At 67.2% G+C, this 25,706-nt stretch carries 25 protein-coding genes; 14 read left to right on the top strand and 11 right to left on the bottom strand.

What is annotated here, in order from left to right:
• Positions 1-18: 18 nt before the first annotated feature.
• Positions 19-450, bottom strand: coding sequence for an HIT family protein (locus tag HGK58_RS01920; RefSeq protein ID WP_168625857.1), 432 nt, complete (start codon positions 448-450; stop codon positions 19-21).
• The gene (locus tag HGK58_RS01925) at positions 447-1,316 is read right to left on the bottom strand and encodes an alpha/beta hydrolase (protein ID WP_168625858.1); all 870 of its coding nucleotides are present in this window, start codon (positions 1,314-1,316) and stop codon (positions 447-449) included. The genes HGK58_RS01920 and HGK58_RS01925 overlap by 4 nt, the downstream gene beginning before the upstream one ends.
• 96 nt (positions 1,317-1,412) lie before the next feature.
• Here HGK58_RS01925 and HGK58_RS01930 point away from each other — a divergent pair, with 96 nt between their 5' ends.
• Positions 1,413-1,829 carry a MarR family transcriptional regulator gene (locus HGK58_RS01930; RefSeq protein WP_168625859.1) on the top strand — a complete coding sequence of 139 codons (417 nt, stop codon included), beginning with the start codon at positions 1,413-1,415 and terminating at the stop codon, positions 1,827-1,829.
• Between the two features lie 5 nt (positions 1,830-1,834).
• Entirely contained in the window at positions 1,835-3,148 is a 1,314-nt protein-coding gene (locus HGK58_RS01935) for an MFS transporter (RefSeq protein WP_227411714.1), read from the top strand.
• Positions 3,149-3,158: 10 nt separating this feature from the next.
• Here HGK58_RS01935 and HGK58_RS01940 read toward each other — a convergent pair whose 3' ends face one another.
• On the bottom strand, positions 3,159-3,746 hold the full coding sequence (locus HGK58_RS01940) for an NADPH-dependent FMN reductase (protein ID WP_227411715.1): 588 nt from the start codon (positions 3,744-3,746) through the stop codon (positions 3,159-3,161).
• Positions 3,747-3,864: 118 nt separating this feature from the next.
• A complete protein-coding gene (locus tag HGK58_RS01945) occupies positions 3,865-5,160 on the bottom strand; it encodes an MFS transporter (protein WP_168625861.1) in 1,296 nt (431 codons plus the stop codon).
• Positions 5,161-5,257: 97 nt separating this feature from the next.
• Between HGK58_RS01945 and HGK58_RS01950 the strand changes: the two genes are divergently transcribed.
• Complete coding sequence (locus HGK58_RS01950) at positions 5,258-6,070, top strand: MBL fold metallo-hydrolase (RefSeq protein WP_168625862.1); 813 nt, start codon at positions 5,258-5,260, stop codon at positions 6,068-6,070.
• On the opposite strand, the gene HGK58_RS01955 is transcribed toward HGK58_RS01950, so the two are convergent.
• Genes HGK58_RS01955 through ddaH form a run of 3 tightly spaced genes read right to left on the bottom strand, consistent with a single transcriptional unit; the run spans position 6,054 to position 9,748 of the window.
• A complete protein-coding gene (locus tag HGK58_RS01955) occupies positions 6,054-7,658 on the bottom strand; it encodes an acyl-CoA dehydrogenase family protein (RefSeq protein ID WP_168625863.1) in 1,605 nt (534 codons plus the stop codon). The two genes, HGK58_RS01950 and HGK58_RS01955, sit on opposite strands and share 17 nt — an antisense overlap.
• 21 nt (positions 7,659-7,679) lie before the next feature.
• On the bottom strand, positions 7,680-8,915 hold the full coding sequence (rocD, locus tag HGK58_RS01960; RefSeq protein WP_349236097.1) for an ornithine--oxo-acid transaminase: 1,236 nt from the start codon (positions 8,913-8,915) through the stop codon (positions 7,680-7,682).
• A complete protein-coding gene (gene ddaH, locus HGK58_RS01965; RefSeq protein WP_168625864.1) occupies positions 8,888-9,748 on the bottom strand; it encodes a dimethylargininase in 861 nt (286 codons plus the stop codon). Before ddaH ends, rocD begins: the two co-directional genes overlap by 28 nt.
• 214 nt (positions 9,749-9,962) lie before the next feature.
• On the opposite strand from ddaH, the gene HGK58_RS01970 reads away from it, so the two are divergent.
• A complete protein-coding gene (locus HGK58_RS01970) occupies positions 9,963-10,403 on the top strand; it encodes an Lrp/AsnC family transcriptional regulator (RefSeq protein WP_168625865.1) in 441 nt (146 codons plus the stop codon).
• Between the two features lie 56 nt (positions 10,404-10,459).
• Positions 10,460-11,119 (top strand): GTP pyrophosphokinase family protein, encoded by a 660-nt coding sequence (locus HGK58_RS01975; protein ID WP_349236098.1) that lies wholly within the window; start codon positions 10,460-10,462, stop codon positions 11,117-11,119.
• A gap of 76 nt (positions 11,120-11,195) precedes the next feature.
• Here the strand turns inward: HGK58_RS01975 and HGK58_RS01980 are convergent, their stop codons facing one another.
• Positions 11,196-11,774, bottom strand: a complete 579-nt coding sequence (locus tag HGK58_RS01980; protein WP_168625866.1) for an NAD(P)H-dependent oxidoreductase — start codon at positions 11,772-11,774, stop codon at positions 11,196-11,198.
• 108 nt (positions 11,775-11,882) lie between these two features.
• On the opposite strand from HGK58_RS01980, the gene HGK58_RS01985 reads away from it, so the two are divergent.
• Positions 11,883-12,380 (top strand): MarR family winged helix-turn-helix transcriptional regulator, encoded by a 498-nt coding sequence (locus HGK58_RS01985; protein WP_168625867.1) that lies wholly within the window; start codon positions 11,883-11,885, stop codon positions 12,378-12,380.
• Positions 12,381-12,400: 20 nt separating this feature from the next.
• On the opposite strand, the gene HGK58_RS01990 is transcribed toward HGK58_RS01985, so the two are convergent.
• From HGK58_RS01990 to aceA, 3 genes are all read right to left on the bottom strand, one after another.
• Complete coding sequence (locus tag HGK58_RS01990; protein WP_168625868.1) at positions 12,401-12,949, bottom strand: thioesterase family protein; 549 nt, start codon at positions 12,947-12,949, stop codon at positions 12,401-12,403.
• Positions 12,950-13,091: 142 nt separating this feature from the next.
• Positions 13,092-14,714: a malate synthase A gene (aceB, locus tag HGK58_RS01995; RefSeq protein WP_168625869.1), complete on the bottom strand. Its 1,623-nt coding sequence runs from the start codon at positions 14,712-14,714 to the stop codon at positions 13,092-13,094.
• 31 nt (positions 14,715-14,745) lie between these two features.
• Positions 14,746-16,038, bottom strand: coding sequence for an isocitrate lyase (aceA, locus tag HGK58_RS02000; protein WP_193509248.1), 1,293 nt, complete (start codon positions 16,036-16,038; stop codon positions 14,746-14,748).
• 367 nt (positions 16,039-16,405) lie between these two features.
• Between aceA and HGK58_RS02005 the strand changes: the two genes are divergently transcribed.
• From HGK58_RS02005 to HGK58_RS02040, 8 genes are all read left to right on the top strand, one after another.
• Positions 16,406-17,566: an ABC transporter ATP-binding protein gene (locus tag HGK58_RS02005; RefSeq protein WP_349236099.1), complete on the top strand. Its 1,161-nt coding sequence runs from the start codon at positions 16,406-16,408 to the stop codon at positions 17,564-17,566.
• Positions 17,566-18,744, top strand: a complete 1,179-nt coding sequence (locus HGK58_RS02010; RefSeq protein WP_168625872.1) for a spermidine/putrescine ABC transporter substrate-binding protein — start codon at positions 17,566-17,568, stop codon at positions 18,742-18,744. The genes HGK58_RS02005 and HGK58_RS02010 overlap by 1 nt, the downstream gene beginning before the upstream one ends.
• A gap of 18 nt (positions 18,745-18,762) precedes the next feature.
• The gene (locus HGK58_RS02015; RefSeq protein WP_168625873.1) at positions 18,763-19,719 is read left to right on the top strand and encodes an ABC transporter permease; all 957 of its coding nucleotides are present in this window, start codon (positions 18,763-18,765) and stop codon (positions 19,717-19,719) included.
• The gene (locus HGK58_RS02020) at positions 19,716-20,561 is read left to right on the top strand and encodes an ABC transporter permease (RefSeq protein ID WP_168625874.1); all 846 of its coding nucleotides are present in this window, start codon (positions 19,716-19,718) and stop codon (positions 20,559-20,561) included. The genes HGK58_RS02015 and HGK58_RS02020 overlap by 4 nt, the downstream gene beginning before the upstream one ends.
• Before the next feature lie 42 nt (positions 20,562-20,603).
• Positions 20,604-22,256, top strand: coding sequence for an amidohydrolase (locus tag HGK58_RS02025; RefSeq protein WP_168625875.1), 1,653 nt, complete (start codon positions 20,604-20,606; stop codon positions 22,254-22,256).
• A 28-nt stretch (positions 22,257-22,284) separates the two neighbouring features.
• Positions 22,285-23,715 (top strand): FAD-dependent oxidoreductase, encoded by a 1,431-nt coding sequence (locus HGK58_RS02030; RefSeq protein ID WP_168625876.1) that lies wholly within the window; start codon positions 22,285-22,287, stop codon positions 23,713-23,715.
• A gap of 98 nt (positions 23,716-23,813) precedes the next feature.
• Positions 23,814-25,277 carry an XRE family transcriptional regulator gene (locus tag HGK58_RS02035; RefSeq protein WP_168625877.1) on the top strand — a complete coding sequence of 488 codons (1,464 nt, stop codon included), beginning with the start codon at positions 23,814-23,816 and terminating at the stop codon, positions 25,275-25,277.
• Between the two features lie 33 nt (positions 25,278-25,310).
• A complete protein-coding gene (locus HGK58_RS02040) occupies positions 25,311-25,703 on the top strand; it encodes a GntR family transcriptional regulator (RefSeq protein WP_227411716.1) in 393 nt (130 codons plus the stop codon).
• Positions 25,704-25,706 lie beyond the last annotated feature (3 nt).

The following is a 25,706-nucleotide window of genomic DNA, read 5'->3' on the forward strand; positions in this document are numbered from 1 at the left end:
ACTCAGCAGATATCCAGCCTAATCCTCGGCAGGTACGTGGTCCTCGTGGCCGTGGGTTCGCAGCCGGGCGCGCAGCCGCACCGCGGCATCGTCGAGGTCGGCCGGTTTCGCCGATCGATCGATGCCACCAGGGTGGAATTCCCACGGCGACCAGCTCGGCCAGACGTGGATGTGCAGGTGCGGCACCATGTAGCCCTCGATCATCAGGCCGGCGCGATCGGACTGCCACTCATCGCGCTGCGCCAGCCCGATCTTGTGCGCGACCACCATCAAGTGGGCGATGAGGGTGTCAGGCACATCGAGCCAACGGTCCACCTCTTCGCGCGGCACGACCAGCGTGTGGCCGGGCTGCCGCGGCTCGATCGTGAGGAACGCCACGCACTTCTCGTCCTTCCAGATGAACCTGGCGGATGCCTCACCGCGGATGATCTTGGAGAAGATCGACGTCATCTCAGGCGCGATCCCAGCCAGCGCAGCGTGTCGGCGACCACCTCGTCGCGGTTGGTCTCGTTGAAGACTTCGTGCCGGGCATCCGTGTACACGATCAACTCGACATCGCTGAGCCGGGACCGCTTCAGGTAGGCGGCGGCGAGGAGCTCGGCGCTGCGCGGACCGCCCAGCGAGTCGTCGCTGCCGATCTGAATCAGCACCGGGATGTCGGAGGCGAGTTGCTTCGCAGGGGTGCCGAGCAGCCCGAGGCTGTCCCGGATGCCGAAGAGTTTCAGGGTCTTCGCGTCGAAGGTCAGCGGGTCGGCCTTGAACGCGTCGCCGACCGCGGCGTCCCGGCTGAGCCACTCGTAGCCGGTCGTGCCGAGGTGCCTGTGCCTGGCAGCCAGGTCTCCCGAGTTCATGTGCCGCAGCGTCCGGTACGCGGTGCCGCTGAGGATGAGCGCGTCATAGTCACCCGGATGCCTGTTGATGATCAGCTGGGCGATGATCGATCCCCAGCTGTGGCCGAGCAGCACGAGCGGCAGCGACGTGTTCTCCTCCCGGATGATGCGGGTGAACTGGCGCACGGCCTCGACGGTCGCCCGATGCCCGCCCGGGCCGAGCCGGCCCAGCCGCGTCAGATCGCCCGCGTACTGCTCGCGGCCGGTCTCGCCGTGCCCACGGTGGTCGTCGGCGTAGACGGAGTACCCGGAGGCGACGAGCTTCTGGGCGAGCCACTCGTAGCGCTTGGCGTGCTCGCCGAGACCGTGGACGATTTGCACCACCGCGGTGGCGGCGGGAGCAACCCAGCGGTAGTGGTGGATCGTCACGCCGTCTGTGTCGACGAAGGTGCGCTCCTCGCGCGTGACCGTTTCGCTATCGGACACTGGGCCTCCTTGCTCAGGGCCAGTGTATTGCGCGGCCCAGCCAACTGCGCGCTTCCAGTTTCGTTAGCCAAACTAATTTGATAGACTAATCGATCTATGAAACCCGTTGCCGCTCAGGAGCTCCGCTTCGCCGTACAGAGACTGAGCCGTCGCATCCGGATCATGCAGGCCGACGGTGACGTCACAGAGGGTCAGCGCTCGGTGCTTGCGACCATCCACAACAATGGTCCGCAGACGCTGCGTTCGCTCGCCGAACTCGAGGGCGTCACGCCGCCGAGCATGAACCGCACCGTCAACGCGCTCGTCGCGGCCGGGTTGCTCGAACGTGAGGTCGACGAGCAGGACGCCCGCCGGGTCATCCTGAGCATCTCGGATGCCGGTGCCGACTTCATCAAGGAAACCCGCAAGCGGCGGGATGCCTGGTTCACCAAACAGCTCGCCGGACTCAGCCAGGACGAGCGCGACGCGCTCAGCGCCGCCACCCCCGTGCTGAAAAAGCTGGCCGAGCAATGAGGGCGATGTTCCGCTCGCTGGGCATCTTCAACTACCGGCTGTGGTTCATCGGGGCGCTCGTCTCCAACATCGGCGCGTGGATGCAGCGCACCGCCCAGGAATGGCTGGTGCTCACCGAGCTGACCGATCACGACGCGGCAGCCGTCGGCGTCACGATTGCGCTCCAATTCGGCCCGCAGCTGCTGCTCATGCCGGTCGCCGGCTGGGTCGCCGACCGGTTCGACCGGCGCACGGTGCTGATCTGGACCCAGGTGACCATGGCGCTGCTCGGTGTCTCACTCGGCGCCATTGTGATCTTCGGCGTGGTCGAGCTGTGGCACGTCTTCGCCTTCGCCACGGCGCTCGGTGTTGCGGCCGCTGTCGACTCGCCCGCGCGCCAGGCGTTCGTCTCCGATCTCGTGAGTGAGAAGAACCTGCCGAACGCGGTTGCGCTGAACTCCGCGTCGTTCCACGCCGCACGCCTCTTCGGCCCGGCGGCGGCCGGAGTGCTCGTGGCCATCGTCGGGCCGGGCTGGGTATTCGTGCTGAACGGACTGACCTTCGCCGCCGTGCTCATCGCCCTATGGATGATGCGTGTTGACCAGCTGCACCCAGCCGTGCGACCGCCTAGGGCGAAGGGTCAGATTCGCGCCGGGCTGCGCTATGTCGGCTCACGCAGCGACATCGTGCTGATCCTCGTGATGATCTTCCTAATGGGCACGTTCGCGATGAACTTTGCCGTGTTCAACTCCACTATGGCCACCGTCGAATTCGGGGTGGGTGCAGGCGAGTACGGGCTGATGTCCTCGATCATGGCGATCGGTGCCCTCACTGGCGCACTGCTCGCCGCCCGTCGCGACCGGCCGCGCCTTCGACTCGTGATCGGCGCATCCGCCGCGTTCGGCGCCGCGATCCTGCTGGCCGCGTTCATGCCCACCTATTGGACCTACGTGGCTGCGCTCGTGCTCATCGGAGCTAGCTCGATCACCATGATGACCGCGGCGAACGCCTACGTGCAGACGTCGACGGCGCCGATGATGCGGGGCCGCGTGATGGCCGTCTACATGGCGATCTTCACCGGCGGCACCCCCATCGGCGCTCCGCTGATCGGCTGGGTCGCGAACGAGTTCGGCCCGCGCTGGGCACTCGGAGTGGGCGCAGCGGGCACATTCCTCGCGGTGATCATCGCGGTAATCTGGATGGTCAGATACAAGGACCTGCGAGTGCGTTACTCCCGCCCGGCGCGACGGTTCGTCATCCGGTATCGCGGAGACCAGCGCGACCGCGAACTCGCGACCCAGGAGATTTCGATCATCGAGGGCACGATCAAGCGCGGTTGAGGGGCGCGGCTCAGCCGTGCTGGTGCAGCGCGGTGTAGACGCGTTCGATGAAGTCCCGGAACTCGGTCATGAACCCGCGGAGGAAGTCGGCCGTCGAATCGTCGGTGACCTCGCCGTGCTCCGTGAACAGCCCCGGCTTCGCTTGGATGTAACCCTCAGGGGTGTTCATCTGCGGCGAGTTGCAGAAGCTCATGACACTTCGCAGGTTCTGCTGAGCCACCGCGGTGCCGATCGACCCCGGCGACGTGCCGATCATCGCTGACGGCTTGCGCGCGAAGGAGTTCTGTCCCCACGGCCGGCTTGCCCAGTCGATCGCATTCTTCAGCCCGCCGGGAATCGCGCGGTTGTACTCGGGCGTCACGAACAGCACCGCGTCGGCGTCGGAGATCGCCTTCTTCAAGTCGAGCGCAACCTGCGGATAGTCGTCGTCGTAGTCGTAACTGTAAAGGGGCAGATCCTTGATCGGGATTTCGGTGAACTGCAGTTCGGACGGCGCCAGTTTGATGAGCACCTTGGAGAGCGTCCGGTTGATGGATGCCGTTGCCAGGCTGCCGACGAAGTAGCCGACCTGGTACGGCGGTTCCGGCATGTGTGCCATGAGAAACCTCCCGTGTTTCGCCTCCAGCCTGAACCGGGCGAACAGTGCCCACCCGAGACCGGACGATGTTCCCAGTCGGTTCACACGCCCGGCTCAGGGCTTCGGCGGGAGTGGTTGGTCAGGGTGTCGGCGACAGGGCGTCGTAGCTGCGGAACGACGGCTGGAACCTCAGCAGCAGCGCGACCAGGGACACGATCAGGATGCCCCCGAGCACGGGTGGGAACCACAGCGCTCCCGCGGCCGCCGCGATGCCGATGTAGATATCGCCGACGCGGGGACCCCCGGCCACGACGACCATGAACACTCCCTGCAGTCGGCCGCGCATGGCATCTGGGACCGCGACCTGCAGCATCGTGGTGCGGAAGATCATCGATACGTTGTCCGCCGCACCGGCGCAGACCAGAGTGAGCGCGGCCGCGACGATCGCCACCCAGTGCGGCGCGCCATCCGTCGCCGGGTCGAACCCGGCCAGGACGAGCACCACACCGAACGCGAGGATGCTGCAGCCGTACGCGATCACACCCCAGCCGATCGCGAGCCCGTGACGACGCACGGTGCCGACCCTGCCGGAGAACACGCTGCTCACCAGGGTGCCGACCGCGACCGCGGCGGTGAGCACGCCGACGGTGACTGCTCCGCCGCCGAGCAGCAGCGCGCCGACCGCGGGGAACAGCGCGTGGGGGCGCCCGAATGTCATCGCGATGATGTCGGCGACGAACGACGAGCGGATGTTCGGGGCGCGGCGCAGGAACGCGAGCCCGGAGAGCAGCGACTTCAGGCCGGGCCGCTCGCGATCGCCCTCTGGCAGGATGCGAGGAAGCGCGATGATGCCCATGAACGCGGCGGTGAAGAGCAGGACGTCCATGGTGTAGGTCCAGGCGAAGCCCGCTACGGCAACGAGCACGCCCGCGAGCGCCGGCCCGACGGTCACCGCAAGTCCGAAGCCCATTCCCTGGAGGGCGGATGCGGCCGGCAGCAGGTTCGGCGGCAGCAGACGCGGGAGGATTGCCTGGCGGGATGTGCCGATCACGGTGGAGGCGACGGCGTTGAGTGCGGTCAGCAGGTACAACAACACGAGTTGGTCGAAGCCCAGCCACGTCATGGCTGCGATGGATGCGATCGAGACCCACGCGAGGATCGCCGAGACCAGCGCGACGAGCCGTCGGTCGAAAGAGTCGGCGAGCACGCCGCCGAACAGTCCGGCGAGGATCATCGGCACAAGCGCGACTCCACCGACCATCGCCACCGCGGTGGTCGAGGCGGTGAGGTCGTAAACGTGCAGCCCGACCGCGACGATGGTCATCTGGTTGCCGATGCCCGCGATCGAACTGCCGAGCCAGAGCTTTGCGAACGCGGGGCTGGAGCGCAGCGGCGACAAGTCGATGAAATGCTTGCGGCGGCCGGCGGGAGTCACCGAAGAAGCCTAGACCGGCCGTAGGGCTTGCGGGCTGCGTCCCGACGAAATACTGTCGCCACAAGACGGGCGCACACTACTTGTCGGAAGGCAACTCATGCTGAAGCGGGTCGCTGAAGGCGTTCTCGTTCACGAGAGCGAATTCATCCAGAGCAACGCCGTTGTCGTGCAGGGGTCCGGGGATGGGGTCTTGCTCATCGACCCCGGCATAACGAGCGCCGAACTGGTCGACATCGCGAAGGACCTTCGCGAGTCGGGCCAGAGCGTCGTGGCAGGCTTTTCGACGCATCCGGATTGGGACCACGTGCTCTGGCACGCGGACTTGGGTGACGCGCCCCGGTACGGCACAGCCCGCTGCGCGGCCTCCATGCGCGAGCTGCTGGCGCACGCGGACTGGGAGGCCCGCGTCGCCGAGGGGCTGCCGCCGGAGTACGCCGAGGACATCCCGATGGAGCTGCTCGGGCTCATCACCGGCCTGCCCGCCGAAGCCGAGCGGATTGAATGGGATGGTCCCACAGTGCGGATCATCGAGCACCGGGCCCACGCCCCAGGTCATGCGGCGCTGCTGATCGAGGAGCGTGGGGTTCTCGTCGCCGGCGACATGCTTTCGGACATCCTGATGCCGTTCCTGGATCTGGATGCCGCCGATCCGATCGAGGACTACCTTGCTGCGCTGCGGCTGTTCGAGAGCGTGGCCGACGACGTTGTTGTCGTCGTCCCCGGTCACGGTTCGGTCGGCGGAGCGCAACAGCTGCGAGAGCGGATCAAACAGGATCGCGCGTACGCGGAGGCCCTGCGGGACGGCGGTGTCATCGACGACGTGCGGGTCGGTCCTTCGGCGCCGTTGAATTGGCTGCCGGAAGTGCATCAATGGCAGCTTGAGCGGCTCGGGATCAGTGGCGCCGAATGATGCCCTCAAGGTCGGCGCGCGCGGGCAGCACCCCGTAGAGGCTGCCGCGGTCGTCGCCCAGCCGTGCCGCGACGAACGTGTGTGACACGGCCGCGGGGGCGTGCCGGAGCAGCAGTGACGCCTGCAGGGCGAGCGCCAGCTGCTCAACCAGCTGGCGTGCCTGGCGCTGCGCGTCATCCGGTGCCCGCAGCATCCGCTTGGTCGCCTCGACGTGCGCATCGAACACCGGATGCGCGCCGCGCGCGAGGTCCACCTCGTCGAAGAACGCGTCAACGCTCTGCGGCTCGCGCTCGATCGCACGCAGGACGTCGAGCGCGATGACGTTGCCGCTGCCCTCCCAGATCGCCATCACCGGCTGCTCGCGGTAGCGGCGGCCGAGCGGGAAGCCCTCGGTGTAACCGTTGCCGCCGAGGCACTCCATGGCCTCGTAGGCATGCCCGGGTCCGCGCTTGCAGATCCAGTACTTCGACACCGCGGTGGCGAGCCGGCGGAAGGCGTGCTCGGCGTCATCCGCATCGTCGTCGTGCGCTCGCGCGAGCCGCAGCGCGGTCGCGGTGGCCGCCTCCGACTCGAGGGCGAGGTCGGCGAGCACAGCGGTCATCGCCGGCTGGTCGACGAGCTTCGCGCCGAAGGCGCTGCGGTGTCGTGCATGCCACAGCGCCTCGGCCACCGACTGCCGCATGCCGGCCGCCGTGCCGAACACGCAGTCCAGGCGGGTGCGCGCGACCATCTCGATGATGGTGCGGACCCCGCGACCCTCCTCGCCGAGCAAGTGGCCGACAGTGCCGTCGAACTCGACCTCGCTCGACGCGTTGGAGCGGTTGCCGACCTTGTCCTTGAGCCGCTGGATGCGGAACGTATTCCGGCTGCCGTCGTCGAGCATCCGGGGCAGCAGGAAGCAGCTCAGTCCGGCCGTCGATTGCGCGAGCACCAGGAATGCGTCCGACATCGGCGCGCTGCAGAACCACTTGTGGCCGGTGAGGCGCCAGCTGCCGTCGCCCGCGTCGATCGCGCGGGTGGTGTTGGCGCGCACGTCCGAGCCGCCCTGCTTCTCCGTCATCGCCATCCCGAACAGGGCGGATGCCTTCGGCTGGCCGAGCGCGCCGTCGTAGTCGCGGCTCAACAGCCTCGGCAGCCACTTCGTTTCGAGCTCCGGGGAGGCGGCGAGCGCCGGCACCGCCGAGTGGGTCATCGAGATCGGGCACGCGTGGCCGGGCTCGACCTGGGCGAACAGCATGAAGGTGGCGGCGCGCGCGACGTTCGCGCCGGGACGGGGCTCTGCCCACGCGCTCGTGTGCGCGCCGGATGCCGCGGCCGCCGCGATCACCCGGTGATACGACTCGTCGTACTCCACCTCATCGACGCGATTGCCCCACCGGTCGTGGGTGTGCAGCACCGGCGCGTGGGTGTTCGCGCGCTCCGCGTCCGCCTGGAATGACGCGCTGCCGACCAGTCGTCCGACCTCGTGCAGGTCGTCTTGCGCCCAAGCGGCGTCGTAGCGTGCGACCCCCTCGACGAGGGGACCGTTGAGCCCGAACTCGTCGACGTCGACGCGCGGCGGCGGCTGGTTGAGGGTCTCATGCGTCATGGAATGACCGTAAACCCGAGCTCAGCCGACGGGACGCAGTTCAGCCAGCACCGCGGCGAGCTGGTCCACCGCGAAGTCGAGGTCGCCCCCAGAGATCACCAGCGGCGGCGCGATTCGCACCGTGGTCTGGTGGGTGTCCTTCATGAGCACTCCGCGCTCCAGCATGCGGGCGCAGACATCGCGTCCCGACCCGTACGCAGGGTCGATGTCGACGCCCGCCCAGAGTCCGGCTCCGCGCACCGCGGTGACGCCAGCGCCCACCAGTCCCGCGAGGCGCGCGTGCAGGTGTTCGCCGAGCGTGCGCGACCGCTCCTGGTACTCGCCCGTGCGCAGCATCCGGATCACCGCGCGACCGACGGCAGCCGCGAACGGGTTGCCCCCGAAGGTCGACCCGTGTTCCCCAGGGTTCAGCACGCCGAGCACGTCCCGGTTGCCGACCACCGCAGACAGCGGCACGATGCCGCCACCAAGTGCCTTGCCGAGCAGGTACAGGTCGGGCACGACGCCCTCGTTGTCGCACTGGAAGGTCGCGCCGGTGCGGCCCAGCCCGGTCTGAATCTCGTCGGCGATGAACAGCACGTTCCTGCGGGTGGTCAGCTCGCGCACCGCCCCAAGGTAGCCGGCCGGCGGCACTATGACCCCGGCCTCGCCTTGGATCGGCTCGAGCAGCACGGCGACGGTCTCATCGTCGATCGACGCCTCAAGCGCCGTGAGGTCGCCGAACGGCACCGACCGGAAGCCGGGCGTGAACGGTCCGAAGTCCCTCCGGGCGACCGGGTCGGTGGAGAAACTGACAATGGAGATCGTGCGGCCGTGGAAGTTGCCGTCCGCCACGACGATGTTGGCGTTGCCCTCAGGCACGCCCTTCACCCGGTATCCCCACGCGCGAGCCACCTTGATCGCGGACTCGACCGCTTCCGCCCCGGTGTTCATCGGCAGCACCAGGTCCTTGCCTGCGAGCTCAGCGAGTTCGGCGACGAACGGTCCGAGCTGGTCGTTGTGGAACGCCCGACTGGTCAGCGTGATCCGCTCCAGTTGCGCCCGGGCGGCGTCCAGCAGCATCCGGTTGCCATGCCCGAAGTTCACGGCCGAGTAGGCGGCCAAGCAGTCGAGGTAGCGGTTGCCCTCGATGTCGGTCACCCACGCACCGTCACCGGAGGCGACCACCACCGGCAGCGGATGGTAGTTCTGGGCGATGTGCTCTTGTTCGGCGGCGATCGCCGCCGCGGTCAGCGCCGAAGTTCCAGCGTGCAGCACTTGACGCCGCCTCCTCCGAGCAGGAGCTCGGACAGGTCGACGCCGATCGGGTTGTACCCGCGCTCGCGCAACTGCCGCTCGAAGTCCTTCGCGCGCGACGCGATCACGATGTTGTACCCGTCCGAGTACGAGTTGAGTCCGAGGACGGATGCGTCCTCCTCGTTCACTTCGATGGCATCCGGGAACCGCTCGCGCAGCACCGCGAGCCCCTCCTCGTTGAACGCCGACGGCAGGTAGGCGATGTTCTGCGCTCCGCCCTCGATCGGCTCGGGATCGAGCACCGCGATCGCGGTGTCGAGGTGGTAGAAGTTCGGGTTCACGAGTTCGAGGCTGACCACCTCGCGCCCGAAGATCCGCTCGACCTCGCGATGGCTGGCCGTGTCGCTGCGGAAGCCGGTGCCGGCCAGGATCACATCGCCGACGAGCAGGAAGTCGCCCTCGCCCTCGTTGGTGTGCTCTGGCTCTCGCACGTCGAAACCGTTGTCGCGGAACCAGTCCATGTAGGCGGGACCCTCCGGGCCACGCTGCTCGTACCGGAACTTGGCACCGTAGGCGATGCCGTCGATCACGAAGCCGCCGTTCGCGGCGTAGACCATGTCGGGCAGAGAGTCGATCGGGTCGATCAGGCGAACGTCGAAACCGAGCTCGAGGTAGGTGTTGTACAGCACCTCCCACTGCCGCACCGCCAGCGATGTGTCGGTGGGCTGCTCGGGGTGCATCCACGGGTTGATGCGGTAGTTCACGGTGAAGAAGTCCGGGCGGCACATCAGGATGGTGCGCTCGGTGGCCTTGCGGGCTGCCGGGTTGGCAAGGTTCGCGGTCTGGGTCGTCATCTCTTGTCCTCGGGCTCAGTGATTGGGCGGACTAGGTCGCTCGTTCGAGCCCCGCGGGTCGGGACGCCTTAACCAGTCTCCCACGCTCTTTATCCACGTTTCCTGTCGAGTCGAGCAGGATTCACGCGTTGTGGGGCAGCCGGGTGCAAGAATCACCCGATTTGCGGCATCCGGATACTGGCCGCCACCTCCCGCGCGGCCATACCCTTGGGTCATGGACAGTCTCGACTACGGCATCATCGACCTGCTCCGCCAGAACGCACGAGCGGGCTATGGCGACATCGGGGAGCGGATCGGGCTCTCGGCGTCCGCGGTGAAGCGGCGCGTGGACCGGCTGGTCGCGGACAAGGTGATCCGCGGTTTCACCATTCAGGTCGACCCAGCCGTCGATGGGATGGGCACGGAGGCGTACGTCGAACTGTTCTGCCGGGGCACCGTCGCGCCGGAGGAGCTCAGACGGATCCTCGCCGGGGTGCCGGAGGTCGTCGACGCGGGGACCGTCACCGGCAGCGCCGACGCGATCGTGCACATGCGCTCGCGGGACATCTCGAGCCTCGAGGTCGCCCTCGAGCGCGTGCGTATCGCCCCCAACGTTGATCACACCCGCAGCGCGATCGTGCTGTCGAAGCTGATCCACCGGCCATACGAACCCTGATCCGCCCGCTAGCCGCATCAGGGAACCGCCAAGCGTCCGCGTGAAAGGATTGCCGGGTGCAGTTCGAATCACCAGCCGACCTTGACGAGCTTCGCGACCTGAGGGATCAACTCAGCCGGTTCCTGCTGGCTTACAAGTTCGGCATCGACGAGCTGATGACGAAGATCAACATCCTCAAAGAGGAGTTCGCGGTCAGTCAGGACTACTCGCCGATCGAGCATGTGAACTCGCGGCTGAAGACCGTCGACAGCATCGTCGACAAGATGCGCCGCAAGGGCTTCGAATTGTCGCTGGAGTCGGTTCGGGACAACGTCACCGACATTGCGGGCATCCGGATCACCTGCGCGTTCATCGGCGACACCTACCGGGTGGCGGAGATGCTCACCGCGCAGAGCGACATCACGGTGCGCCTGGTGAAGGACTACATCGCCGAGCCCAAGCCGAACGGCTACCGCAGCCTGCACCTGCTGCTGGAGATCCCGGTCTTCCTGTCCGACCGGGTCGAGATCGTGCCGGTCGAGGTGCAGCTGCGCACGATCGCGATGGACTTCTGGGCGAGTCTCGAGCACCGGATCTACTACAAGTACGACCGCCACGTGCCGGAGTCGATCCTCGCGGACCTCAGTCGGGCGGCGGAGTCGGCGAGCGACCTGGACGCGAAGATGGAGCGACTCCACCTCGACGTGCAGCACCTTCCCGAGCAGCCGGCCGCCTGAGCAGACATGCGAAAGGCCCGGCAAACGGATGCCGGGCCCTTCTGCCGCTTTCGGGTGAGCGGCGGGTGAGCGCGAGTTACGCGGCGAGCGCCTCGTCGACGCGCAGGCTGCGCAGGGCACCGGCCCATGCGACGACCTGGTCGACCTGCGTCTGCAGCTCGGGGAGGTGCATCTCGGCGGGCTTCACGGTGGTGAAGTTCTCCACGTCGGTGAACAGCGAGAGGAGCACGTTCTGGCGCACGTCGGCGATGGCGAGCTCGGCCAGGACCTGGCGCAGGTGCTCGTTGGCGCGCACGCCGCCCATGCTGCCGTAGCTGACGATGCCGGCGGCCTTGTTGTGCCACTCGGTGCCGACGAAGGAGATGGCGTTGGTGAGCGCGCCCGGGATCGAGTGGTTGTACTCGCCGGTCACGAAGATGTAGCCGTCGAACTCGCCGATCTTCGACGCGAACTTCTTGGTGTGCTCGTGCTGGTACTGGCCGGCGGCGGCGGGGATCGCCTCGTCGAGCAGCGGGAGGTTGTAGTCGGCGATGTCGACGAGCTCGAACTCGACGCCGTCGGCCTTCGCGTTGTCCTTGACCCAGTTGCCAACCTGGATGCCGAGGCGTCCGGGGCGGGTGCTTCCGACGATGATTCCGATCTTTAGATCTGACACGTGTTGCCTTCCTGAAAAGTTCTTGGTGACACGTCACCCAAAATTGGTGACGCGTCAACGATACGCTCCACTGGTTGACATGTCAACAATGAGCTATGATGGTGTTCTATGGCCGCTTCACCCCAGATCTCCGAGCAGGAGTGGGCCGTCTGGCGCCGGTTCTATGCCATGCGACGGCAGCTTGACCGCGCCTTGGAACAGCAGCTGCAGGGCGACTCCGGCATCTCCGGCCCCGACTATGAGATCCTCGTTGCCCTGTTCGACGCCCCGGACCGCAAGCTTCGCGCGCGTGAGCTCGCGGAGATCATCGGGTGGGAGAAGAGCCGCATCTCGCACCAGGTCAGCCGCATGGAGACTCGCGGCCTCGTCGAGCGCACCGAGTGCGAAACCGACCTCCGCGGGACCTGGATCGGCATGACCAACGAAGGCAAGCGCACCATCTTCCGCGCCATGCGCAACCACCATGACGCCATCCGCAGGTTCTTCTTCGACGTGCTCACCGATGAGGAGAAGGAGCTCGTCTCGGCCGCCTCGGGCAAAGTGCTGGATGCGATCAACCCAGCTGCGTGCGAAGTGGCGGAATCAATCGAGGCTCGGCGCGCCTAGCCTCGGCTTGTGCCCAGTGGCTATTCCCACTCGCTGGGCGCAGGCACCTTGGTCGACGGCAGTGCGACCTTCTGTCCCCAGCGCAGGATCCACTCGGGCACCTCGAGTTCGTGCGGCGCCACGCCGATGAGCTCGATCAGGTCGTCCATCGGCACCAGCCCGCCGCTCTTCTTCAGGAAGCGGCCCCGGATGAACATCCGAGCGTAGATCTCGCCGTCGACCACGAACCGCTGCTCGAGGTACACCGCGCGGTCATCGTAGCCGAGGAATCGGCTCTCGACGGTGAACTTCTGCCACAGGTCGAGTGACTTCCGGTAGGAGATCGTCGTCGCGACCACCACCGGGTACCAGCCGCGCGCGGTCATCGCCTTGTACAGGCCGGCGCGGCGCAGCAGATCGAAGCGGCCGAGGTCGGCGATAGACAGATAGCGGCCGTTGTTGAGGTGCCGGTACATATCGATGTCGGTGGGCAGCACCCGGAATTCGGTCGATGACACATCGAACGGTCCCTGCGTCGCGCCGCGCGGCTTGATCAGCAGGTGCCAGAGGGTGCGCCAGATCAGGTTCACGAAGCGAAATCTAGCGGTGGACTCAAGCGCGGCGACATCCGGCTGGCGGAAACCTACAAGGACAGCGCGATGACGGCATCGCCAGCGCCACGCAAACGACGAGCGCGGACCGTTCGGGTCGCGGTCCGCGCTCGTCGCTGATCTATGCGGCAGCTGCCGCCATCGGCTCCTCGACGAGGTAGCGCGAGTAGGCGCACAGCGTCAGGAACGTCGGGTAGTCATCCTGCAGCGCGACGGTGCGGAACACCTCTGCGGCATCATCCAACCGGTCGCCGTCGGTGCGCGGCAGCGTCTCGAGCAGCCCGGTCAGCAGCCCGTCGACGAGCTCGCGGGTGATCTGCACACCGTCCTCGGTGACGACATCCTGGTGGATCCACTGCCACACCTGCGATCGGCTGATCTCGGCTGTCGCAGCGTCCTCCATGAGATTGTCGATCGCGGCCGCCCCGACGCCGCGCAGCCACGAGTCGATGTAGCGGATCGCGATCGACACGTTGTCGCGCACGCCCTCGAGCGTGATCGACCCGTTCGTGGAGCGGATGTCGAGCAGCTGCGCGGCGGTGACCTCCACGTCGTCGCGCTGGCGATCGAGCTGGTTCGGGCGGTCGCCGAGCACCGCGTCGAACTCGGCGCGCGCGGTGTCGACGAGGTCCGGGTGCGCGACCCAGGTGCCGTCGAAGCCGTCGGCCGCCTCGCGGCGCTTGTCCGCGCTGACCTTCTCCATCGCCATCGCGGTCACCTCGGGGTCGCGACGGTTCGGGATGAACGCGCTCATGCCGCCAATCGCGTGCGCGCCACGCTTGTGCGCCGTCTTCACCAGCAGCTCGGTGTAGGCACGCATGAACGGAACGGTCATCGTGATCTGGTTGCGGTCCGGCAGCACGAAGCGCTGCCCGCGGCCGCGGTAGTTCTTGATGATGCTGAAGATGTAGTCCCAGCGACCGGCGTTCAGTCCCGCCATGTGGTCGCGCAGCTCGAACAGGATCTCCTCCATCTCGAACGCTGCCGGGAACGTCTCGATCAGCACCGTCGCGCGGATGGTGCCGTGCGGGATGCCGAGACGGTCCTCCGCGTAGCTGAACACGTCGTCCCACAGCTTGGCCTCGTGGTGGCTCTCGAGCTTCGGCAGGTAGAAGTACGGGCCGCGACCGGAGTCGATGAGCGCCTTCGCGTTGTGGAAGAAGTACAGGCCGAAGTCGACCAGCGATCCGGATGCCGGCATCCGGCGCCCCGCACGGTCGATGTGGCTCAGGTGCTTCTCGACCAGGTGCCAGCCGCGCGGGCGCAACACGATCGTGGGCATCTCACCCTTGACCTCGTAGCGCTTGCCCTCGGGGCTCGTGTAGTCGATCTGCCCACGGATGGCGTCGAAGAGCGAGAGCTGCCCCTCGATGACGTTCGCCCAGGTCGGGCTGGTCGCGTCCTCCTGGTCGGCGAGCCACACGTTGGCCCCGGAGTTGAGGGCGTTGATCGTCATCTTGCGGTCGGTGGGGCCGGTGATCTCCACGCGCCGGTTCTCGAGGCCCGGCCCGGCGCCGGCGACACGCCACTCGGTGTCTTCGCGGATGTGCGCGGTCTCCGGCAGGAAGCCGAGGTTGCGGCCGTTGCCCAGGTCGTAGCGCACCCGCATCCGGGCGGCCAGCTGATCGTGTCGGCGACCCGCGAACCGGTCGTGCAGCTCGGTGAGGAACTGCAGCGCATCCGGAGTGAGGATCTCGTTGTACCGCTCGCGCAGTTCTCCGGTGATCTCGATGCTCGTGTTCATTGCTTCATTCCTTTGCTGATCCTGCTGCGATTTAGTGGAACTGCGCGGTCTCGGTGGAGCCGACGAGCGCCAGGGTCTCGCTGTCCGGGTTCAGGGCAGTCGCGATGCGGTCGAAGTAGCCGGTGCCAACCTCACGCTGGTGGCGGGTTGCGGTATAACCGTCCGCCTCGGAGGCGAACTCGGCCTCCTGCAGTTCGACATAGGCGCTCATCTGCCGCTCCTTGTAATCGGCCGCGAGCGTGTACATCGAGTGGTTGAGGGCGTGGAACCCGGCCAGGGTGATGAACTGGAACGCGTACCCCATCGCCGCGAGCTCCTTCTGGAAGCGCGCGATCTGGTCGTCGTCGAGGTGCCGCTTCCAGTTGAACGACGGGGAGCAGTTGTAGGCCAGCTTCTTGCCCGGGAACTGCGCGTGGATCGCCTCCGCGAAAGTGCGTGCGAGCTCGATGTCGGGCTCGGCGCTCTCCACCCAGAGCAGGTCGGCGTAGGGCGCGTAGGCCAAGCCGCGCGCGATGACCGTGTCGAGGCCGGGGGTCGTGCGGTAGAAGCCCTCCGAGGTGCGCTCGCCGGTGAGGAACTGCTTGTCGCGGTCGTCGATGTCGCTCGTGATGAGGTCGGCGGCGAGCGAGTCGGTGCGCGCGATGATGATGGTCGGCACGCCGGCGACGTCGGCGGCGAGGCGCGCGGCGTTCAGGGTGCGGATGTGCTGCTGGGTCGGGATGAGCACCTTGCCGCCCATGTGGCCGCACTTCTTCTCGCTCGCGAGCTGGTCCTCCCAGTGCACGCCGGCTGCTCCCGCCTCGATCATCGAGCTCATGAGCTCGTACGCGTTGAGCGGTCCGCCGAAGCCGGCCTCGGCGTCGGCGACGATCGGCTGCAGCCAGTCGCGCGTCTCCGCGCCTTCGGCGAACTCGATCTGGTCGGCGCGCAGCAGCGCGTTGTTGATGCGGCGCACGACCGCGGGAACCGAGTTCGCCGGGTAGAGGCTCTGGTCGGGGTAGGTCTGGCCGGACAGGTTGGCGTCGGCGGCGACCTGCCAGCCGGAAAGGTAGATGGCCTTGAGTCCCGCGCGCACCTGCTGCACCGCCTGGTTTCCGGTCAGAGCGCCGAGCGCGTTCACGAACGGCTCCTCGTGGATGTAACGCCACAGGTTCTCGGCGCCGCGGCGAGCCAGAGTGCGGTCCTCGCGAACGCTGCCGCGCAACGCGATGACGTCCTCGGCGCTGTAGTCGCGCTCGACACCCGCCCAACGGGCATCCGTCTTCCACTCCGCTGCAAGCTGGTCAGCGGTCTGGGTCTGGTCTCCTGCGCGGGCGGTGCTCATCGGTGCCTCCGGTAGATCGTCCATGGCCCGTGACTCGGGCCCGTGACACCACTCTCAGGGCAAGAGAGCCGGTTCTGCGCGCTCCTGACGATAGAAATTCGCCTGTTTTTCTGCAGTTCGGAAATGTGTCGTGACGACGGTCAAACGGAGGATTTGAGCGCATCAGCCCGCCATTCGCTTCGGATTCCGTAGCCGCGAGACAAAATGACAATCAATCCCGTTGCGGTTCTACCGGAACTCCGCTTGACTACAGACAACCCGCGTCCCATCGTTGTGAGCCCGGAGGCCTGAAGCCGAAGTGACTGTTTCGACCAATCTCACGAGCGAGGCTTCCCCCGGATCCAGCGAGCATTCAGACGCGCAACGCGTGGAAGCCCCCGGCGCAGTGGTGCTCGAGTCGGTAACCAAGACGTTCGGTGCGAGCACCGCGGTCGACAGCATCGACCTCCGCGTCGAGCCGGGCGAGTTCCTCTCCCTTCTCGGGCCATCCGGATGCGGCAAGACCACGACGCTGCGCATGCTCGCCGGCTTCGAGCGGCCAGACGCCGGCCGCATCCGCATCTCCGGCCAGGACGTGCTCGGGGTCCCACCGCACAAGCGCAACGTCAACACCGTCTTTCAGGCCTACGCACTGTTCCCGCACATGAGCGTCGCCGAGAACGTCGCCTACGGCCTGCGGCAGAAGCGGGTCCCCAAGGCGGAAGCCCACCAGCTGGTGACCGAGGCGCTCGAGATGGTGAAGATGCGTTCCTTCGCCGACCGGCGGCCGAACATGCTCTCGGGCGGCCAGCAGCAGCGCATCGCCCTCGCGCGTGCCCTCATCAACCGCCCGGCCGTGCTGCTGCTCGACGAACCGCTTGGCGCACTCGACCGGCAGCTGCGAGAAGAGATGCAGGTCGAGCTGAAGCTGCTGCAGTCCCGTCTCGGCATCACCTTCATCTTCGTGACCCACGACCAGGGCGAGGCGCTGTCGATGAGCGACCGGATCGCCATCATGCGCGACGGGCGCATCGAACAGCTGGCGGATGCCGACACCATCTACGACTCCCCCGCCAGCGCCTACGTCGCCGGGTTCATCGGGCAGCAGAACTTCATCCCCGGCACCATCGGGCGTCAGACCGACCTGCTGGACACCGCGCACGGCACCCTGCGCACGTCTCGACCCTCCGACATGGCGTCGGGAACGGATGCCCAGGCCGCGATTCGTCCGGAACAGGTCACCGTTTCCGAAGACCAGCCCGCCTCCCAGCAGAACGCCTTGCCGGGAGAGCTCATCGGCATCTCGCATCTTGGCGAGACCCTGCAGTTCCTCGTCTCGGTCGGAGATGGACTGACCATCCAGGCCAGGGCACCCCGCCCGACCGCCCCCCGCATTCCGGTGGGCGCCAGGGTCTGGTGCTCCTGGGACGCGGACAGCGTCAACTACTTCCCCGGGGAGCAGGCGGCGCAGGCCCAGGCCGAGATCGAACGCGCCCTGAGCAACCCAGCAGCACCCACCAACTCGATCTCAGTGAAGGAGCGACCCTGATGTCCCACGAGCAGCCTGTTCGGATTCTCGCCTCAAGTGCGGCCAGCCGCATGATCGCGGCACAGTACAACCGGCGTCGCTTCCTCAGCTTCGCCGCGGCCGCGGCGGGCGCCGGGTTGCTGGCCGCGTGCAGTTCCCCCGATGGCTCAACGGCCCCCCGGGCGACCGGTGCTGCGCTCGAGGACAAGCTGACCATCTACACGTGGGGCGACTACGACGACCCAGACGTGCTCGCGCAGTTCACCGCGGACCTCGGCCCAGCGGTCACTCTCGACTCGTTCAACTCCAACGAGGAGATGATCTCCAAGCTGGTCGCGGCGAAGGGCACCAGCGGCTACGACATCGTCGTCCCGACCGGCCAGTTCATCCCGCAGATGGTCGAGAACGGGCTGCTCGCCAAGTTCAACCATGACCTCATCCCCAACCTCAAGAACGTCGACCCGGTGTTCCTCGGCCGGGACTGGGACCCGAACAACGACTACTCGGTCGTCAAGGCCTGGGGCACCACCGGCTTCGTCTACGACAAGACCAAGATCACTCGCGAGCTGAAGACCTGGAAGGACTTCATCGACGCAGCCATGAACGAGGCAAGTGGCGACGTTTCGCTGCTCGACGACCCTGCGGAACTCACCGGCCTCTACTTCTGGGCGAACGGCATCGACTGGACGACGACTGATGCCGCCCACCTCGATGCGGCCGAGGACTTCCTGGTGAACACCCTCGCGTCGCACGTCGCCGCCTTCGACTCCTACCCCGGCGGCGTCGCCATCCCGCAGTCGCAGCACGCGCTGATGCAGGCCTGGAACGGCGACGCGCGCATCGGCATCCTCGAGAGCGCCGACCCGGACCGCTGGCAGTGGGTGCTGGGCAACCCCGCCACCGAACTGTGGGCAGACAACTGGGCCATCGCCGAGGGCGCACCCCATCCGGAGGCCGCTCACGCGTTCATCAACCACGTGCTCGACCCCGAGGTGTCGCTGGCCGAACTCGACTACATCGGCTACCACACCGGTGTCGCCGGGATCGAGGACGCCGCGCGCGAGGCCGGTCTGGAGATGCTGGACCTCGTGTTCTTCACGCCAGAACAGCTCGACATGATGCACACCGGTGAGGTCAACGATGCTCAGCAGCGCGCGGTTGAGATCTGGGACAAGATGAAGGCCGCCGCCGGCGCTTAGCGCGCGAACTGCAACGCCATGACGACACACTCGACCAACGCTCCGGTGACGATGCTGGACACGCCGCCGGCACGCCGCCGCCCGGACTGGCTCAAGGGACCGCGCGCTGCGCTTGCCCTTCCCGCCTGGGCCTGGCTGACGGCGTTCTTCGTCGCGCCGGTCGGCATGGTGTTGTGGTTCAGCTTCGGCTACAAGCCGGGCATCTTCGGGACGCACGCGAACGACCGGCTGTCGTTCGACCGGTACGCAGAAGCGCTGTCTCCGACCTTCTTCCAGACATTCCAGAACACCCTGTGGGTCGGCGTCACCGGCACCCTGATCTGCCTCGCCATCTCAATCCCGTTCGCCTACTGGCTCGCGGTCAAGGCGGCTAACCGGCACCGCGGCATCCTGCTCGCCATGGTCATGATCCCGTTCTGGACCAACTTCCTGATCCGTACCATCGGCTGGCAGATCATCCTCGCGCCCGAGGGCTGGTTCTCGGGGCTGCTGCAGGCAACCGGCGCGCTGGATGAACCACTCGACGTGATGTTCACAAGGACGGCGGTGCTCATCGGGGTGGTCTACAACTACCTGCCGCTCATGGTGCTGCCGTTGTTCGTGGCATTCGACCGGGTGATCCTGCCGCTGCGCGAGGCGAGCAAGGACCTAGGCGCCGGTCGCTGGAGCACGTTCATCAACATCACCCTTCCGCTCGCCAAGCCGGGCATCATCGTCGGCATCCTGCTCGTGTACATCCCGCTGATGGGCGACTACATCACCGCCACCGTCCTCGGCGGGGCGAAGGGCAACATGGCCGGGCAGATGGTGGCCAACCAGTTCCAGACCGCCCAGAACTGGGCGCTCGGCTCGGCGATGGCGGTAGTGCTCATCCTCACCATCCTGATCTCGGCCGCGATCGCATTCCTCGTCGCCTGGCTCGCCAGCTGGCCGCTCCGCGCTCGTGGGCGCCTCGTGTTGGGATCACCCAAATGAAGCAACGCACCTCGCTGATCGACCTGTCGATGCGCGCCTGGGCGGTCATCGTCTTTGCGTTCCTGTTCGCGCCGATCATCATCATCCTGATCTACTCGTTCAACAACGGCCGGCTGCTCGTGGCCTGGGGCGGATTCGGATTCGACTCCTTCGCGTCCATCGTGACCAAGCCGGCGATTCGCGACGCGGTCTGGGTGTCGCTGCAAGCCGGCGTCATCTCCGCGCTGATCGCCACGGTGCTCGGCACTCTCGCCGGGGTCGCCCTTGCGCGGCGGGCAGGCAAGTGGGTGCCCTGGTTCCTCGTCCTGCTGGTGCTGGTCACGGTCACCCCGGAGATCGTGGATGCTGTCGCGCTGCTGCCGTGGATGGTCTTCCTCGGCCAGGATGTCGGCCTCGGACTGTTCGACAACGGCATCGTCCGCCTTGTGGTCGGGCATTCGCTGTTCTCGACTGCGGTCGTCGCGTACATCGTCCGCTCCCGCCTGATCGGGTTGGACGAGTCGCTGGAGGAGGCAGCCTCCGACCTGTACGCGCCGCCGCTGCGCCGCTTTACCCAGATCACCCTGCCGCTCGTCACCCCGGCCGTGCTCGCCGGAGCGCTGCTGTCGTTCACTCTCAGCCTCGACAACACGATCGTCGCCGCATTCGTGCAGGTGTCCGGGTCCACCCCATGGCCGGTGTACGTGCTGAGCGCGGTGCGCACAGGGCTGCGGCCGGAGATCGCCGCGGTGTCCACCATCATGCTGCTGCTCACCCTCGGCGCGCTCGCGCTGGTCGCGGTGGTGCTGCGCCGCGCCGGCGACTCGGCCACAGACATCGCCAAGACCGTCGGCGGCGGCTGAGCCGTCCTCCCCACCTGCCGAGATCGCATCCAAAGGAGTCTTATGCCCACCGCAGACCTCGTCTTCACCGGCGGACCGGTTTTCACTGCCGACGCCGTCCGGCGTCGGGCAACCGGCGTCGCAGTCAAGGACGGCCGCATCGTGGCGGTCGGCCATGACGAGGTGAAGGAGTTCATCGGCTCCGCCACCGAGGTCGTCGACCTGAATGGCCGGATGCTTGTGCCCGGCTTCCAGGACGCCCACGTGCATGCGGTGTGGGGCGGCCTCGACCTGATCCGCTGCGACCTGTCCGAGGAATCGACGAAGGCCGGCTACCTCGCACGGCTGGCGGAGTACTCAGCGGCGAATCCGGACAAGGAGTGGATCCTCGGCGGCGGGTGGGGGATGTCGGCGTTCCCGGGCGGAACGCCGCGGGCCGAGGACCTGGACACCGTCATCCCGGATCGACCGGCCTTCCTGCCCAACCGCGACGGCCACGGCGCCTGGGTGAACAGTCGTGCCCTCGAGCTCGCCGGCATCACCGCCGACACACCGGACCCCGCCGATGGCCGCATCGAACGCGACCCGGACGGCACCCCGACCGGCACGCTGCACGAGGGTGCGATGACCCTGGTGAACCGTCTGCTGCCCGCCACCTCGCCGGAGGACTACCTGCGCGCGCTGCTCATCGGCCAGGAGTACCTGCACTCGGTGGGGGTCACCGCCTGGCAGGATGCCATCCTCGGCGACTACGGCGACGCCGGGGACGCAACACCCGCGTACCTGGCGGCGGCGCAAAGCGGCCAGCTCACCGCGCGCGTCGTCGGTGCGCTCTGGTGGGACCGTACGCGCGGCCTGGAGCAGGTGCCGGAACTCGTCGCCCGGCGGGAGCAGTCCCGAGCCGGCCGGTTTGCGGCCACGAGCGTCAAGGTCATGCAGGACGGTGTCGCCGAGAACTTCACCGCGGCGATGATCGAGCCGTACCTCGACGGCTGCGGGCATCACACCGGCAACTCCGGCATCTCCTTCGTCGACCCTGCAGTGCTGCGCGACGCGGTAGTCGCGCTGGACCAGCTCGACTTCCAGGTGCACTTCCACGCCATCGGCGACCGTGCTGTGCGCGAGTGCCTCGACTCGGTTGGTGCGGCGATTGCGGCAAACGGGCGCGGCGACAACCGGCACCACATCGCACACCTGCAGGTGGTGCATCCGGATGACGTCCCCCGGTTCAGGGAACTCGGCGTCGCGGCGAACATGCAATCGCTGTGGGCTGCGCTCGAGCCGCAGATGGTCGACCTCACCCTCCCGTTCCTGGGCGAGCCACGCACTTCCTGGCAGTACCCGTTCGGTGACCTGCTGCGCAGTGGCGCTGTGCTCGCATCCGGCAGCGACTGGTCGGTGAGCACACCCGACCCGTTCGCCGCGATCCATGTCGCCGTGAATCGGCTCTCCGCGCCGAGTCAGAAGGAGGGCGACTTCGACGTGTTCCTCCCCGAGCAGCGCATCGACCTGGCGAGCGCGCTCACCGCCTACACGGCCGGTTCGGCCTGGGTAAACCACCTCGACGACACCGGCACCATTCGACCCGGCAACCTCGCCGACCTCGTCGTGCTGGATCGCGATCCGTTCGCCGGATCCCCCGAAGAGATCGGCAACACCCGCACGCTGCAGACGTTCGTGAACGGCGAGCGGGTCTACGCCGCCGACAACGCCTGACCAGAGAAGCAAGAGAGGAACGTCCTTCGTGGGCACCACCGTTTTTGAGAGGAACCGGCCGGCGGCCTCCCTTGTCAGCCAATCGCTGAGCGACAGCAAGCACGCCGTGTTCTGGCTCGACGATCTGGGTGAACGGGTCTCGCACCCGAGCTTGTCCGGTGCGATCCGGTGCGACCTGGCGGTGGTTGGCGGTGGCTTCCTGGGCCTGTGGACGGCGGTGCTCGCCAAGCGACGGAACCCGGATGCCCACGTCGTGCTGCTGGAAGGCCGCACGCTCGGGTGGGCGGCATCCGGTCGCAACGGCGGCTTCTGCGAGGCGAGCCTGACCCACGGCGAACAGAACGGCCGAAACCGCTGGCCTAAGGAGATCGAAGCGCTCAACCGGCTGGGGCTCGAGAACCTCGATGAGATCGAACGCGCGGTGATCGAGTTGGGCATCGACTGCGAATTCGAGCGCACCGGCTCGATCGACCTCGCCATCGAGGACCACCAGGTCGAGTGGCTGCTGGAGGAGCGGACCGACGCCGACAACGTCTTCCTCGACGCTGAAGCCGTTCGTGCCGAAGTGGACTCCCCCACCTACCTCGCCGGGCTCTGGCACAAGCGCAGCACCGCGCTGATCCACCCCGGCAAGCTCGTCGCGGGACTGGAACGGGTTGCCGCTGAACTGGGCGTGGAGATCTTCGAGAACTCGCCCGTGAAACGTATCGACGCCGACGACGCATCCGGGCAGCCGGTGTCGCGGCTGGTGACCGCGCACGGTGAGGTGACGGCCACCAAGACGGCGCTGGCGACCAACGCGTTCCCGTCGCTGCTGAAGCGCAACGCGCTGGCCACCGTTCCGGTCTACGACTATGTGTTGATGACCGAGCCGCTGGACTCGGCGCAACTCGCGTCGATCGGCTGGCAGAACCGGCAGGGACTGGCCGACATGGCGAACCAGTTCCACTACTACCGGATGAGCGCGGGAGGCCGGATCCTGTTCGGCGGCTACGACGCGATCTACCACTACGGGCGGCGGCTTCGCAGTGCGTACGAGGAACGACCGCAGTCGTTTGAGCGACTCGCCAGCCACTTCTTCACCACCTTCCCGCAACTGGAGGGCATCCGCTTCACGCACCGCTGGGCCGGAGCCATCGACAGCTCGACCCGGTTCTGCGCGTTCTTCGGAACCGCTCGCGGCGGTCGCGTCGCCTACTCAGCCGGTTTTACAGGGCTCGGTGTCGGAGCGGTGCACTTCGCGGCGAACGTAATGCTCGACCAGCTCGAAGGCCTGACGACCGAGAGGACGGAACTCGAGATGGTGCGCAAGCGCCCACTGCCGTTCCCGCCGGAGCCGATCGCGTCAATGGGCATCCAGGCCACACGGTGGTCGATGGACCGAGCCGACCACAATCGCGGGCGCAGGAATCTCATCCTGAAGACGCTCGACGCGCTCGGCTTGGGCTTCGATTCCTGATCGTCTCCAGAACTTCGTCGATTGCGCGCGCAGCATTTATGCCGAAGAACCGCTGGTTTTCTGTTCCGCCGAACCGGCAGACCTGACATTGTGGGTGGATGACGACGGTAATGCCCCTGCCCGCTGACGACACAAGCCTGGATGCGCTCACCATCGGCAAGCGCATCCGGCAACTGCGGCAGAGCCGCGGCATGACGCTGGAGGACCTCGGTACCGCGATCGGGCGAGCCGCCTCCCAAGTGAGCGTGCTGGAGAACGGCAAGCGGGAACCGAGGCTCAGCGATCTGCAGACCGTCGCTCGCGCTCTTGGCGCGACCCTCGACGACCTGCTCAGCGCCGAGCCGCCGTCGCGGCGAGCCCAACTGGAGATCGCGCTCGAGCGGATCCAGCGCGGGCCGCTCTACAGCTCGCTCGGTCTCCCACCCCTGCCGGTGCGCAAGTCGCTCAGCGACGAGGCGATCGAGACGGTGCTCGGGCTGCATGCGGAGCTCGAACGGCTGCACCGCGAGCGCGCGGCGACCCCGGAGGAGGCGCGTCGGGCCAACACGGAACTGCGCGACCAGATGCGCCGGCAGAACAACTACTTCCCGGAACTCGAGAGCACCGCTCGCGGCCTGCTCGCCGCGGTCGGGCACACCGGCGGTCCGCTCTCGCAGCGACTCGCATCCGAACTCGCCGCCCACCTCGGGTTCACGCTGCACTACGTCACCGACCTGCCGGCGTCGACCCGCTCGGTGAGCGACCTGCGGCACAAGCGCATCTACCTCCCGGTGGACAAGAAGGGCGCCGACCCGCGCGGGTCGCTGCTGCGGGCGCTGGCCGGGCATGTTCTGGGCGCCGAGGAGCCCAATGACTACCGCGAGTTCCTGCTGCAGCGGGTCGAGACTAACTACCTCGCGGCGGCGCTGATGGTGCCGGAAGCTGGCGCGGTCGAGTTTCTGGCCGAGGCGAAGGCGAACCGGGAGTTGTCGGTCGAGGACCTGCGGGATGCGTTCGCCGTCACCTACGAGACCGCCGCGCACCGCTTCACCAACCTGGCGACCCATCACCTGGGCATCCCCCTGCATTTCCTGAAGGTGCACCAGTCGGGCACCATCTCCAAGGCGTATGAGAACGACGACGCCAAGTTCCCGCACGACGTGCTCGGAGCTGTCGAGGGGCAGGTGGTGTGCCGGTTCTGGAGCGCGCGGCAGGTGTTCGACATCGCCGACCGGTTCAGCCCGTACCACCAGTACACCGACAAACCGAACGGCACCTACTGGTGCACCTCGAGCATCCAGTCGACCACCCAGGGCGACTTCTCGGTGAGCGTCGGCACGCCGTTCGCTCACGTGAAGTGGTTCCGCGGGCGGGACACGGCGAACCGGAAGAATTCCGGATGCCCGGACCCAGCGTGCTGCCGTCAGCCACCCGCGCCGCTGGCCTCGAAGTGGAGCGAGCAATCGTTCCCCAGCCCGCGCCTGCAGTCGTCGCTGCTGGCCGCGGTGCCGGTGGACACGTTCACCGGGGTGGACCACACCGAGGTGTACGAGTTCCTGGAAACCCACGCCCCGGCATCCTGACGCCTGCGCCGACCCGGTTGATACGTTGGGCGCATGATGGAGGCAGCGTGGGACGCAAGCAGGGTTGTCGTTGACCCGCAGTCGTCGGTGCCGCCGTTCGAGCAGCTCCGGACGCACCTGCTCGAGCAGGTGAGCAGCGGCACGCTGGCACCGGGCACGCGCCTGCCGACCGTGCGTCGGCTCGCCGACGATCTCGGCATCGCCCCCGGGACCGTCGCGCGTGCCTACCGCGAGCTCGAACTGGACCAGATCATCGAGACCCGCGGCCGGAACGGCACATTCGTGTCCACCCATGGGGATGCCGCCGAGCGGAAGGCGCAAGAGGCGGCCGCCGAATACGCGGCACGCATCCGGCAGCTCGGAATCGACGCCGAAGAGGGTGTGCGCCTGGTCGCCGCCGCGCTGGGGTCAGCGCCCAGCTCGTAGCGG

Origin of the sequence: Cryobacterium sp. BB307 (assembly GCF_012274275.1) — a bacterium.
Taxonomy (GTDB): Bacteria; Actinomycetota; Actinomycetes; order Actinomycetales; family Microbacteriaceae; genus Terrimesophilobacter.